The following is a 13,042-nucleotide window of genomic DNA, read 5'->3' on the forward strand; positions in this document are numbered from 1 at the left end:
TAGTTTTGAAGGAATATACCTTCATCAGTTTGGTGATGATGGCAGAGAGGTCACACCCGTTCCCATACCGAACACGGAAGTTAAGCTCTCTAGCGCCGATGGTAGTTGGGACCTTGTCCCTGTGAGAGTAGGACGTCGCCAAGCAACTTTAAGACGAGTCAGAATGACTCGTCTTTTTTGTGTTTAATGAAATAAGCTTGTTATTAATGGCTCAAGAAATCCATTGATAACAAGCTTATTTGTTTAAAAATAAATGTATTTATCTAGTATGGACTTCCGGTAAAATCGTTATTTATTATAGCTTCACTTTGTTTTTTACATCGATAAGCTTAAAACGTTCGCAAACGAGCAGCATATCTTCAGAAAAACTAAGACCAAGTTCGCTTAGTTCCTTTGTAAAGAACTGTATATGGGTGTCTCTCCAGTAATTATAAGTAAGATCGCCTTCACCCTCAGCTACAGCAAATTCTTCAGTCACTTCATTCATTGGCATTATAGTTACTTCTATTGTCTTAATAATAGCTACAGGTTCATCCTGACTATTGAGTACAATACTATAATCGTTAGTTGTTGGTAGTGGTTCATTTTCTAATTCGTAAAAAATATGGCCCGAGCATGTTGCGGTTTTCACACCATCAATGACTAATTGAGCGAGATAATCAGGAGAATCACCAAATTGCCAAGCTGTAACAGATTCTGGTTTTTTATTGTTTCCCCAATAAGTATCCCAATATGATTGTGCTAATGGATTCATTTGTATATTTACCTCGCTTTAATTTTTTTATAAGCCTTGAGCAACTTGCTTATTTGTAATAGTTTTGTAGTCATATAAAATCTGGGTTGTTGTATTACGGATTAATACAAGTAATACGCTGAAGGAATATGGTTTATAAACTTGTTCTGTCCATTTATGACCATTTTCCCCGTAGACGCCCATATTAATAGACGGGATGTTCAATTTTCGAATTGTTTCGTATGGTAATGGATATAGTTGTTATGTAGTCTATTTGTGATTTGGGCTGCAATAAAGTTAGGGTCAATGCCCGATCACCTACACGTACTTCGCTTCCATAAATATAGAAACAAGGAAGAAGTGATGTATAACAAAGGAGTGAGAACATTAGTTCTATCGTGGTGTAATGGGTAGACTCAATCAATTGAGGTGCTTATTTTTACTTCAGCATATGTGTATAAAGAAGAAATGCTAGTACTAGGTTCGGATTTCAAATATAGCTTTTAACGTTACATATTTTAATGAAGTGTTGATTAGAAGTAAAGAATATTCGGATTATTAATATTGATCTATTATCCACTATGCCATATTGAAGTGAGTAATACTAGAGGTGAAATAGATAAAAACCGATATTCCTTGAATATCGGTTTAATAATATGTGACTTATATGAAGCTATAGCAATACGAAAAGTGTAAATACAATGGCTAACAAAATACGATAATATGCAAAAGGTTTTAAACCTATCTTTTCTAAAAGCTTCAGGAAGGTTACTACCGCTAGCATTGCTACTATAAAAGAGGTAATGAATCCTATAGCAAACATAGGAATATCAGCCGCACTTAAATACTTCCAACTTTTTAATAAGTCTAAGCCTGTAGCTCCAACCATTACAGGAAGAGCAATGAGAAAAGAGAACTCAGATGCAGCCTTATAATTTACTTTCGCTAATAGACCTCCAGAAATAGTAGAGCCAGCCCTTGAGAAGCCAGGATATACTGCTAAGCATTGAAATAATCCAATGGTTAATGCTTGACGGTATGTTAAATCATCTAGTGAAAAAGCGGTTACCTCTGCTTTTTTTGCTTCTGCAAAAATCATAAGAAATGCTCCTGCTACAAGTCCGATTACGACAGTATACGGCTGGAATAAGTATGCTTTAATAACATCATGTAATAATAAGCCAACAACTACTGCTGGGAATACACCGAGAAAAACATGTAATGCATTGAATTTTTTCTCTTTCCGTAGAAGGGGTTTAATATTACATAAAGAAACAAGGCGTTTGTGATATAAAATCGCGATAGCTAAAATTGCCCCTAACTGTATGACAATTTCAAACGTTTTTGCCCTTTCTCCTTCAAAACCTAATAAATGTCCGACTAATATAAGATGGCCAGTAAAAGAGATGGGTAAAAATTCAGCTAACCCTTCTACAATGCCAAGTATGAAGGCAATGATAAGATCGCTCATAGTTTCACTCCTATAGATTAATGAATATCTACTCTTTTAAAATAGAATAGTGTTGTAATAAATCCGAAAATAGCTGTTACTGCAATGATGATATAAGAATACTCTGGTGGATAAGTCGGTTGTAATTCGTTATTTGCTATATCTAGAGTAGCGGTCCATGGGAATAGGTCTTTATGTTTTGAATTTACGATCATAAGGTTAGTCATTGTAATAATGATTGTTAATATAATAGGCGGTACATAGGTCTTCATTACAAGAGTTAGTAGTACAATAGGTGAAGACAAAAGAAAGAGAAGTCCACCACATATTAAAAATTTTACGAGAGAGCCTAAAAGTAAGGTGATACTAAACCCAGGGAAGCTACCTACTAGCCCTAATAATAAAGTTAGCGCCCAAGCAACTAAAGTTAGCATCATGATCCAAAGGAATAGAAGGATAAACTTACTTATAATAAAGCTAATACGTGATACTGGGATAGTTAGCAAGTTTTTTAATGTATCTTCCGTGTATTCACGGGTAAATAGATAAGCGATTACAACTCCATATAAGGGGAATCCTATAATTAAAGTAGTGTATAGGTTAACTTCAGTGAACAGTTGACCAAATAAAATAGTTGGAGTAGGCTGCTTTGTCTTCAGGTGTATATAAGAAGCTACAACCACTAAAAATGGCGCGACACCTGCTCCGATAATACTAATCAAAAACATATTGGATCGTTTCAATTTTAATAGTTCTGTATAAAGAAGATTAACCAATTGCGCCACCCCCAACTAGTTTGGTGAAATAATCTTCTAGTCTATCTTCGCTCATCACAATTTTTAATACTTCAACATCATCACGAACTAATGTTCTGTTAATATGTCCTTGCTGTCCAAAGTGAGAATAAACGCGAATATTTCCTTCATCATGTACCTCATAATCAAAAATTTGAAAATGCTTTTCTAATAGCATCGCAGCTTTATTATCATTATTTACCTGGAATTCTATGTACTTACGATTGGCTTTACGCAGTGTATCAAGAGAAACTTCTTCTAATAACCTTCCTTCATGAATAATTCCCATACGATCGACTAGTTGTTCCACCTCAGCTAATATATGACTAGAAATGAGTATCGTTATATTTCTGTCTTGAGCTAAAGATTTAATGAGTTTTCGCATTTCTTTAATACCGATTGGGTCTAGTCCGTTAGTTGGTTCATCTAGTATGAGTAGTTCAGGATAATGGAGAAGAGCACGTGCAATTCCTAAGCGTTGCTTCATTCCTAAAGAGTATTTTCCTACTAATTTTTTTGTTTCGTGCTGCAAGCCTACAATTTCTAATGCTTCTTCAATTGCATTCCTTTTGTGAACTCCAATTATCTTTGCATTAATTAATAAGTTCTCTCTTGCAGTTAAGTTTTCATAAAATCCTGGGACTTCAACGATAGAACCAATTCTTCTTAAAATGTCTTTTGGATTCCGAAGTAAATCCTCACCGAATATTTCTATATTTCCACTTGTAGGTTTTATAAGACTAAGCAGCATACGGATTGTAGTTGTTTTACCAGCACCGTTACGCCCTATGAATCCATAAATCTCTCCTTGCTGTACATTTATATTCAGATTATCTACTGACTTTTGGTTCCCATAAACTTTAGTAAGGTTTGTCGTTTTTATAATTGTATTTATAGGGGGCACCTACTTTCTATAAGTTCTTAATTACATAATAAAAAGGAAGGTTTAACTGCATATTAATCATTTCTTAACTATTTCTTAAAAGTAGTGTGTTTTGGGACGGAAAAACCAAAAGTAGTTCGTTCCCAGGGAATACTGTCAACCCATATACGCCCACCATTTTTTTCAACGAGGGCTTTAGAAATAGAAAGTCCGAGGCCACTACCACCGTAAGAAGGATTTCTTGATTGTTCGCTGCGGTACATCCGCTTAAATACGTTTTGTAAATCATGTTTTGGAATACCGGGTCCCTTGTCCCAAATAAGAATCTCATATTCTGTATTGGTTTCTAGTAGTTCGACTCCTACTATTTTCCCAGCTTTTCCGTGATGGATAGCGTTTTTTATTAGATTACCTATAATTCGTATAAGGCTAAGGTGATCTGCAATAATAGGGGAAGTAGATTCTGGTATGAGAACCTGTAGTTCAATGTTATGTTTTGATAGCTCGGGTAAAAATTCGATTAATACTTCTCTAGTAACCTCAGAAAAATCGAGTTCTTCTTCTTTTAATGGAAACTCATCAGCATCTAGCTTGGCCATATTAAAGATTTCATCGACCAGATGTTTTAAGTCATTCGATTTCTTATAAAGTATTTCAAGATATTCTTGCTTTTCTACTTCAGAAGCAGCGACATCATCTTTTAAAGCATCAATATATCCAATAATAGAAGTAAGTGGTGTCCGGATATCATGTGAGATATTAGATAAAAGTTGTTTTCTAGCTTCTTGAGATTTCCTTGCTTCGATCTGACCCTTTTCTAATGCAGTTATTAAGTCGTTTATTGAAAACACGATACTATTTAGTGAACGGTCGTTATTTGTGAATAGCCTCGTTTGTAAATTCCCTTTAAGTGCACGGCTTAATTTAGTAACCATCGATTCGTTGCTTTGAATAAAGTGAACTCTTGAAAAGAAAAGATATATTGTGATTATGATAAGAGCAATAAATAAAGATATTTTCACATGGTATCCCATATCTATATTTAAAAGTCCGCAAATGATAAGTTGTAATGAAATAAGAAAGAGGACCTTATCATTTTTCAACCTGTTCACCTACAAACTTATAACCGATTCCCCATACAGTCTGAATGAATTTTGGATTGGAAGAATCGATTTCTATTTTCTTTCTAAGCTTTCTAATATGCACCATAACTGTATTATCATCTTCTATATAATTATCGTCCCATACATTCCGAAAGAGTTGTGTTTTCGTAAATACTTGCTCTGAGTTTGAAGCGAAGAATCTTAACAGTTCAAGTTCTTTTCCAGTTAAGTTGATTTCTTTTCCGTTCGTATGGACTGTGTATTTTTTTAAATCGATAGTTAGTCCTTTAAATGTTAAAGTTGTTTTCTCTTGTACATTAGTGTTACTTCCAAGAACTAAAAAACGTCGCATAAGAGCTTTTACTCTTGCAACCACTTCGTGAATACTGAAAGGTTTCGTAATATAATCATCAGCACCTATGCTTAAGCCCAAAATTTTATCAACTTCGTGATCTTTAGCAGTTAGCATTAATATAGGAATGTTGGTTGTATCTCTAAGTTTTCTACACACTTCGATACCATCTACTTTCGGCATCATAAGATCTAATATAGCGAGGTTGTAGTTATTTTGGTTAAATAAGCACAACGCTTCTTCTCCATTAATTGCAGTATCTACCATATATAATTCTCGTTCTAAATATCTTTTTAATAAGTCTCGAATTTCTTTATCGTCATCTGCTATAAGAATACGTATATCTTTCATATCGTCACCTGTTTCTAATAGAATGTTATTGATATTACAACTTGATAAACAAAGGGGGATAGGGAGCGGTAATAAAAAATAAAGCAACTTTCTAATTATATACTATTAATTGTTAAAATAAGGTTGCTAGTTTAGCTGAAAAGAATCAATTGTATGAGTTCGGTAAGATGGGGGAAGCGAGTCCTTTGAAATAGAGAAGTGCCTAGATTGAATAGTATTTAGAAGGATAGATTGGTAAAGAAAAGTAGACGATGGTTTCTATTTTAATGAGATCTTTGTAGGTCCTTATCTAGAGTTAAAAGAGTGCAAAGGTACTAAATTAAATTTCTTTATAAAAAGGTATTGACGATTAGTATATAGAGGTGTAATATAGGACAAGTCGCCGATAGCAACAACGCAGAAAGCGACAAAAGAAATAAAAAAACTTGGTTGACATTGAAATATGAAAATGTTAACATAAGGGAGTCGCAAATGAGCGACAGACAAGTTCTTTGAAAACTGAACGAAACAAACAACGTGAACGTCAATTTTTATTTTTAGATGCTAGACAAACTAACTTTATTGGAGAGTTTGATCCTGGCTCAGGATGAACGCTGGCGGCGTGCCTAATACATGCAAGTCGAGCGAATGGATTAAGAGCTTGCTCTTATGAAGTTAGCGGCGGACGGGTGAGTAACACGTGGGTAACCTACCCATAAGACTGGGATAACTCCGGGAAACCGGGGCTAATACCGGATAATATTTTGAACTGCATAGTTCGGAATTGAAAGGCGGCTTCGGCTGTCACTTATGGATGGACCCGCGTCGCATTAGCTAGTTGGTGAGGTAACGGCTCACCAAGGCGACGATGCGTAGCCGACCTGAGAGGGTGATCGGCCACACTGGGACTGAGACACGGCCCAGACTCCTACGGGAGGCAGCAGTAGGGAATCTTCCGCAATGGACGAAAGTCTGACGGAGCAACGCCGCGTGAGTGATGAAGGCTTTCGGGTCGTAAAACTCTGTTGTTAGGGAAGAACAAGTGCTAGTTGAATAAGCTGGCACCTTGACGGTACCTAACCAGAAAGCCACGGCTAACTACGTGCCAGCAGCCGCGGTAATACGTAGGTGGCAAGCGTTATCCGGAATTATTGGGCGTAAAGCGCGCGCAGGTGGTTTCTTAAGTCTGATGTGAAAGCCCACGGCTCAACCGTGGAGGGTCATTGGAAACTGGGAGACTTGAGTGCAGAAGAGGAAAGTGGAATTCCATGTGTAGCGGTGAAATGCGTAGAGATATGGAGGAACACCAGTGGCGAAGGCGACTTTCTGGTCTGTAACTGACACTGAGGCGCGAAAGCGTGGGGAGCAAACAGGATTAGATACCCTGGTAGTCCACGCCGTAAACGATGAGTGCTAAGTGTTAGAGGGTTTCCGCCCTTTAGTGCTGAAGTTAACGCATTAAGCACTCCGCCTGGGGAGTACGGCCGCAAGGCTGAAACTCAAAGGAATTGACGGGGGCCCGCACAAGCGGTGGAGCATGTGGTTTAATTCGAAGCAACGCGAAGAACCTTACCAGGTCTTGACATCCTCTGAAAACTCTAGAGATAGAGCTTCTCCTTCGGGAGCAGAGTGACAGGTGGTGCATGGTTGTCGTCAGCTCGTGTCGTGAGATGTTGGGTTAAGTCCCGCAACGAGCGCAACCCTTGATCTTAGTTGCCATCATTAAGTTGGGCACTCTAAGGTGACTGCCGGTGACAAACCGGAGGAAGGTGGGGATGACGTCAAATCATCATGCCCCTTATGACCTGGGCTACACACGTGCTACAATGGACGGTACAAAGAGCTGCAAGACCGCGAGGTGGAGCTAATCTCATAAAACCGTTCTCAGTTCGGATTGTAGGCTGCAACTCGCCTACATGAAGCTGGAATCGCTAGTAATCGCGGATCAGCATGCCGCGGTGAATACGTTCCCGGGCCTTGTACACACCGCCCGTCACACCACGAGAGTTTGTAACACCCGAAGTCGGTGGGGTAACCTTTATGGAGCCAGCCGCCTAAGGTGGGACAGATGATTGGGGTGAAGTCGTAACAAGGTAGCCGTATCGGAAGGTGCGGCTGGATCACCTCCTTTCTATGGAGAATTGATGAACGCAGTTCATCAATAAACGTTGACTTGTTTTGTTTCGTTCAGTTTTGAGAGAACTATCTCTCAAGTTTAAATGTATGTTCTTTGAAAACTAGATAACAGTGTAGCTCATATTTTTTTAATTTTAGTTTGGTTAAGTTAGAAAGGGCGCACGGTGGATGCCTTGACACTAGGAGTCGATGAAGGACGGGACTAACGCCGATATGCTTCGGGGAGCTGTAAGTAAGCTTTGATCCGAAGATTTCCGAATGGGGAAACCCACTATACGTAATGGTATGGTATCCTTACCTGAATACATAGGGTATGGAAGACAGACCCAGGGAACTGAAACATCTAAGTACCTGGAGGAAGAGAAAGCAAATGCGATTTCCTGAGTAGCGGCGAGCGAAACGGAATCTAGCCCAAACCAAGAGGCTTGCCTCTTGGGGTTGTAGGACATTCTATACGGAGTTACAAAGGAACGAGGTAGACGAAGCGACCTGGAAAGGTCCGTCACAGAGGGTAATAACCCCGTAGTCGAAACTTCGTTCTCTCTTGAATGTATCCTGAGTACGGCGGAACACGTGAAATTCCGTCGGAATCTGGGAGGACCATCTCCCAAGGCTAAATACTCCCTAGTGATCGATAGTGAACCAGTACCGTGAGGGAAAGGTGAAAAGCACCCCGGAAGGGGAGTGAAAGAGATCCTGAAACCGTGTGCCTACAAATAGTCAGAGCCCGTTAATGGGTGATGGCGTGCCTTTTGTAGAATGAACCGGCGAGTTACGATCCCGTGCGAGGTTAAGCTGAAGAGGCGGAGCCGCAGCGAAAGCGAGTCTGAATAGGGCGTTTAGTACGTGGTCGTAGACCCGAAACCAGGTGATCTACCCATGTCCAGGGTGAAGTTCAGGTAACACTGAATGGAGGCCCGAACCCACGCACGTTGAAAAGTGCGGGGATGAGGTGTGGGTAGCGGAGAAATTCCAATCGAACCTGGAGATAGCTGGTTCTCCCCGAAATAGCTTTAGGGCTAGCCTTAAGTGTAAGAGTCTTGGAGGTAGAGCACTGATTGAACTAGGGGTCCTCATCGGATTACCGAATTCAGTCAAACTCCGAATGCCAATGACTTATCCTTAGGAGTCAGACTGCGAGTGATAAGATCCGTAGTCAAGAGGGAAACAGCCCAGATCGCCAGCTAAGGTCCCAAAGTGTGTATTAAGTGGAAAAGGATGTGGAGTTGCTTAGACAACTAGGATGTTGGCTCAGAAGCAGCCACCATTTAAAGAGTGCGTAATAGCTCACTAGTCGAGTGACTCTGCGCCGAAAATGTACCGGGGCTAAATACACCACCGAAGCTGCGAATTGATACCAATGGTATCAGTGGTAGGGGAGCGTTCTAAGTGCAGTGAAGTCAGACCGGAAGGACTGGTGGAGCGCTTAGAAGTGAGAATGCCGGTATGAGTAGCGAAAGACGGGTGAGAATCCCGTCCACCGAATGCCTAAGGTTTCCTGAGGAAGGCTCGTCCGCTCAGGGTTAGTCAGGACCTAAGCCGAGGCCGACAGGCGTAGGCGATGGACAACAGGTTGATATTCCTGTACCACCTCTTTATCGTTTGAGCAATGGAGGGACGCAGAAGGATAGAAGAAGCGTGCGATTGGTTGTGCACGTCCAAGCAGTTAGGCTGATAAGTAGGCAAATCCGCTTATCGTGAAGGCTGAGCTGTGATGGGGAAGCTCCTTATGGAGCGAAGTCTTTGATTCCCCGCTGCCAAGAAAAGCTTCTAGCGAGATAAAAGGTGCCTGTACCGCAAACCGACACAGGTAGGCGAGGAGAGAATCCTAAGGTGTGCGAGAGAACTCTGGTTAAGGAACTCGGCAAAATGACCCCGTAACTTCGGGAGAAGGGGTGCTTTCTTAACGGAAAGCCGCAGTGAATAGGCCCAAGCGACTGTTTAGCAAAAACACAGGTCTCTGCGAAGCCGTAAGGCGAAGTATAGGGGCTGACACCTGCCCGGTGCTGGAAGGTTAAGGAGAGGGGTTAGCGTAAGCGAAGCTCTGAACTGAAGCCCCAGTAAACGGCGGCCGTAACTATAACGGTCCTAAGGTAGCGAAATTCCTTGTCGGGTAAGTTCCGACCCGCACGAAAGGTGTAACGATTTGGGCACTGTCTCAACCAGAGACTCGGTGAAATTATAGTACCTGTGAAGATGCAGGTTACCCGCGACAGGACGGAAAGACCCCGTGGAGCTTTACTGTAGCCTGATATTGAATTTTGGTACAGTTTGTACAGGATAGGCGGGAGCCATTGAAACCGGAGCGCTAGCTTCGGTGGAGGCGCTGGTGGGATACCGCCCTGACTGTATTGAAATTCTAACCTACGGGTCTCATCGACCCGGGAGACAGTGTCAGGTGGGCAGTTTGACTGGGGCGGTCGCCTCCTAAAGTGTAACGGAGGCGCCCAAAGGTTCCCTCAGAATGGTTGGAAATCATTCGTAGAGTGCAAAGGCATAAGGGAGCTTGACTGCGAGACCTACAAGTCGAGCAGGGACGAAAGTCGGGCTTAGTGATCCGGTGGTTCCGCATGGAAGGGCCATCGCTCAACGGATAAAAGCTACCCCGGGGATAACAGGCTTATCTCCCCCAAGAGTCCACATCGACGGGGAGGTTTGGCACCTCGATGTCGGCTCATCGCATCCTGGGGCTGTAGTCGGTCCCAAGGGTTGGGCTGTTCGCCCATTAAAGCGGTACGCGAGCTGGGTTCAGAACGTCGTGAGACAGTTCGGTCCCTATCCGTCGTGGGCGCAGGAAATTTGAGAGGAGCTGTCCTTAGTACGAGAGGACCGGGATGGACGCACCGCTGGTGTACCAGTTGTTCTGCCAAGGGCATAGCTGGGTAGCTATGTGCGGAAGGGATAAGTGCTGAAAGCATCTAAGCATGAAGCCCCCCTCAAGATGAGATTTCCCATAGCGTAAGCTAGTAAGATCCCTGAAAGATGATCAGGTTGATAGGTTCGAGGTGGAAGCATGGTGACATGTGGAGCTGACGAATACTAATAGATCGAGGACTTAACCATATAATATGAAGCTAATGTTATCTAGTTTTGAAGGAATATGCCTTCATCAGTTTGGTGATGATGGCAGAGAGGTCACACCCGTTCCCATACCGAACACGGAAGTTAAGCTCTCTAGCGCCGATGGTAGTTGGGACCTTGTCCCTGTGAGAGTAGGACGTCGCCAAGCAAAAACCTAAGTCGTTTCGACTTAGGTTTTTTTGTGTTTATTTTTATTTACCGAAGGTTAAAATCCATAAATTTAATAACCCTAAAGACGAAAAAAGAATGAAATAGAAACGGTATAAAATAAAATTCGGATGATAAAGTAATACGTTTAAATATAAATTGAAGGTAAGGATTTCCTTTTTATGTTAATTTAGTTGTCGAATGAACAATAATGTTTTGGTTTAATATGAAAAGGTTATGTAAAAAAGAGCTGGATGGCTATTTTTTGCATAACCTTTTTGTGGTTTTAAAGGATTTTACATAAGAAAAAATCTATAATTAAGGTAGTTAACATATATTTTTTGATGGGTGTGGGGGATTATGAAAGAAATATGCATGTTATTAGTGGCTGTTATATTATGGGGAACAGCCATTGCACCAACGAAATGGGCATTAGAATCCATTCAACCGTTTACTTTGTTATTTATTCGTCTTTTCTTTGCGGGTGGAATTTGTATGTTTTTCTCATTTAACGAACTACAAAAAGCAGTTATACATAAACATATTCCGTGGAAAAGAATGAGTTTACTGTCTTTTACTGGTGTAGCTGGGTACTTTATGTTCACATCCTATGGTATTTCTTTAACAAGTGGATTACATGTTAGTATTATTGATGCTGCATTGCCATTAGTTACAATTCTTTTTTCAGCGTTCTTTCTGAAAGAGAAAATTCAGATGGATTATTGGATCGGAATTATGTTGGGCGCTATAGGAGTGCTCTTTATTACAATTCCATCTAGCGATACTAATCAAGAGGTGTCTTTAATAGGAGATATACTTATTTTATTAAGTACCTTTTTATTTGCGTTCTACACAGTTTTGTTAAAACGGCCAAAACAAGAACGACGTTTATCTAATAAAGTTTTCACTACAGTAACACTAATGATAGGTGCAGCTATTGTGTTGCCATTTGCAATGATAGAAATTTTTTACTACGGTTTCCCAAAAATCGAAACATGGAAGATTGGATTTAGTGTAGTATACCTTGTTATCGGGGCAACAATTTTAGCATATTGGTTCTGGAATAAAGCGCTAGAGACGGTCTCAGCATCAATAAGTGGACTGTACTTAAATGGATTGCCGTTAATAAGTATCATTACTTCAATTATCCTATTAAATGAATCTCTGACATGGAAGATAATAATGGGAGGGAGTCTAGTTTTAATTGGAGTAGGATGGGCGGATAAGCAAAAGTTACGTAATCTATTAAAGGGTAATAAAATGGATAGTAGGGACTGTTAAATTGTACGTTTTATATAGTTTAAATGTTAAAAGGATACCTCATATATATGTATAAGGTATCTTTTTATATTTAGCGAAGATAATGGACTTAAATTAGTAGGGATATTCTTTGTTATATCTATATGTATCGAAATCTTTTTGAAATATTGTTTTGACGAGCTGTATACATTCATCATCATAAAAGCTTTCAAAAGTCGGGTGACGAGGGAATAAAGGACCAGTAATATCGGCATCGCTGAAATTCCCTTTATAAATCATGGCAGGGGTTTGATGATGCCATGATGTTGAAAACTCATTTATCGGTGCAGGTTTTAATTCGAAACGTTTTTCTAATTCTTTCATTTCCTGATCGAAATTTTCTAAGTATATATAATTGGTTACATACTCTTCTTCACCTGCTATATATTGTTGTGTAAAGTGAGCGTTAATATCATTTGCATGAGCACCTTTAGTAAATAGGTAGTATAAAAATTGTTTGAATGAGATTCCTTTAGGAGAATTTTCATTTTGATATAAAAACTTTCGAATGGGTTTCCATTCTTCATTTTCTACATAAGGAGGTGCAATTAAGGACACGAAAGAACTGACTGCTCTTCTAAACGGATTGCGAACCAGTTTGAAAGTTTCCTTTTGTTTATCTCGTAGTGCTAAACTCAGCCGTATATTATAGGCAGGTGTACTTTTGTATATTTCATACTCGAAATTATGGATGAAGGGGTGATAGTTTAAAGCTGTTTGTAATAAATCAATCT

The 13,042-nt window shown here is 40.1% G+C and carries 8 protein-coding genes, 4 rRNA genes and 1 pseudogene (1 of these 13 running past the window's edge); 5 read left to right on the forward strand and 8 right to left on the reverse strand.

Going from position 1 to position 13,042, the window contains the following annotated elements; translation table 11 throughout:
- Window positions 1–28 precede the first annotated feature (28 nt).
- Window positions 29–144, forward strand: a 5S ribosomal RNA gene (rrf, locus tag MHH66_RS01650).
- 151 nt (window positions 145–295) lie between these two features.
- Here rrf (MHH66_RS01650) and MHH66_RS01655 read toward each other — a convergent pair.
- The 7 genes and pseudogenes from MHH66_RS01655 to MHH66_RS01685 form a co-directional block, all read right to left on the reverse strand.
- Complete coding sequence (locus tag MHH66_RS01655) at window positions 296–754, reverse strand: ASCH domain-containing protein (RefSeq protein ID WP_002124849.1); 459 nt, start codon at window positions 752–754, stop codon at window positions 296–298.
- A 27-nt stretch (window positions 755–781) separates the two neighbouring features.
- Window positions 782–982 (reverse strand): annotated as a pseudogene (locus tag MHH66_RS01660) (peptidase M20); the annotation flags it as partial.
- A 424-nt stretch (window positions 983–1,406) separates the two neighbouring features.
- Window positions 1,407–2,204 carry an undecaprenyl-diphosphate phosphatase gene (gene bacA, locus MHH66_RS01665; RefSeq protein ID WP_078186019.1) on the reverse strand — a complete coding sequence of 266 codons (798 nt, stop codon included), beginning with the start codon at window positions 2,202–2,204 and terminating at the stop codon, window positions 1,407–1,409.
- 17 nt (window positions 2,205–2,221) lie between these two features.
- Window positions 2,222–2,959, reverse strand: a complete 738-nt coding sequence (locus MHH66_RS01670) for an ABC transporter permease (RefSeq protein ID WP_063219507.1) — start codon at window positions 2,957–2,959, stop codon at window positions 2,222–2,224.
- Entirely contained in the window at window positions 2,952–3,881 is a 930-nt protein-coding gene (locus MHH66_RS01675) for an ABC transporter ATP-binding protein (RefSeq protein WP_078186020.1), read from the reverse strand. Before MHH66_RS01675 ends, MHH66_RS01670 begins: the two co-directional genes overlap by 8 nt.
- A gap of 68 nt (window positions 3,882–3,949) precedes the next feature.
- Complete coding sequence (locus MHH66_RS01680) at window positions 3,950–4,963, reverse strand: sensor histidine kinase (RefSeq protein ID WP_002167061.1); 1,014 nt, start codon at window positions 4,961–4,963, stop codon at window positions 3,950–3,952.
- The gene (locus MHH66_RS01685; protein ID WP_078186021.1) at window positions 4,953–5,666 is read right to left on the reverse strand and encodes a response regulator transcription factor; all 714 of its coding nucleotides are present in this window, start codon (window positions 5,664–5,666) and stop codon (window positions 4,953–4,955) included. The genes MHH66_RS01680 and MHH66_RS01685 overlap by 11 nt, the downstream gene beginning before the upstream one ends.
- Window positions 5,667–6,224: 558 nt before the next feature.
- On the opposite strand from MHH66_RS01685, the gene MHH66_RS01690 reads away from it, so the two are divergent.
- The 4 genes from MHH66_RS01690 (at window position 6,225) to MHH66_RS01705 (ending at window position 12,290) form a co-directional block, all read left to right on the forward strand.
- A 16S ribosomal RNA gene (locus MHH66_RS01690) occupies window positions 6,225–7,776 on the forward strand.
- Between the two features lie 146 nt (window positions 7,777–7,922).
- A 23S ribosomal RNA gene (locus MHH66_RS01695) occupies window positions 7,923–10,844 on the forward strand.
- A 50-nt stretch (window positions 10,845–10,894) separates the two neighbouring features.
- Window positions 10,895–11,010 (forward strand): 5S ribosomal RNA (gene rrf / locus MHH66_RS01700).
- The 16S, 23S and 5S rRNA genes sit together here, the layout of an rRNA operon.
- A gap of 359 nt (window positions 11,011–11,369) precedes the next feature.
- On the forward strand, window positions 11,370–12,290 hold the full coding sequence (locus tag MHH66_RS01705; RefSeq protein WP_002140184.1) for a DMT family transporter: 921 nt from the start codon (window positions 11,370–11,372) through the stop codon (window positions 12,288–12,290).
- Window positions 12,291–12,383: 93 nt separating this feature from the next.
- On the opposite strand, the gene MHH66_RS01710 is transcribed toward MHH66_RS01705, so the two are convergent.
- A protein-coding gene (locus MHH66_RS01710) for a sulfotransferase family 2 domain-containing protein (RefSeq protein ID WP_078186030.1) crosses the window boundary here: on the reverse strand, window positions 12,384–13,042 show its 3' portion. Its footprint extends 133 nt past the window's final position; only the last 659 of its 792 coding nucleotides appear in the window; its start codon lies beyond the right edge, outside the window; it ends in the stop codon at window positions 12,384–12,386.

The organism is Bacillus sp. FSL H8-0492 (assembly GCF_038006145.1).
Taxonomy (GTDB): domain Bacteria; phylum Bacillota; class Bacilli; order Bacillales; family Bacillaceae_G; genus Bacillus_A; species Bacillus_A mycoides.

Bases quoted from the DNA above. Each gene is read 5' to 3' on its own strand.
- MHH66_RS01655 (WP_002124849.1), bottom strand. From the start codon at position 754: ATGAATCCATTAGCACAATCATATTGGGATACTTATTGGGGAAACAAT.
- bacA (WP_078186019.1), bottom strand. From the start codon at position 2,204: ATGAGCGATCTTATCATTGCCTTCATACTTGGCATTGTAGAAGGGTTA.
- MHH66_RS01685 (WP_078186021.1), bottom strand. From the start codon at position 5,666: ATGAAAGATATACGTATTCTTATAGCAGATGACGATAAAGAAATTCGA.
- MHH66_RS01705 (WP_002140184.1), top strand. From the start codon at position 11,370: ATGAAAGAAATATGCATGTTATTAGTGGCTGTTATATTATGGGGAACA.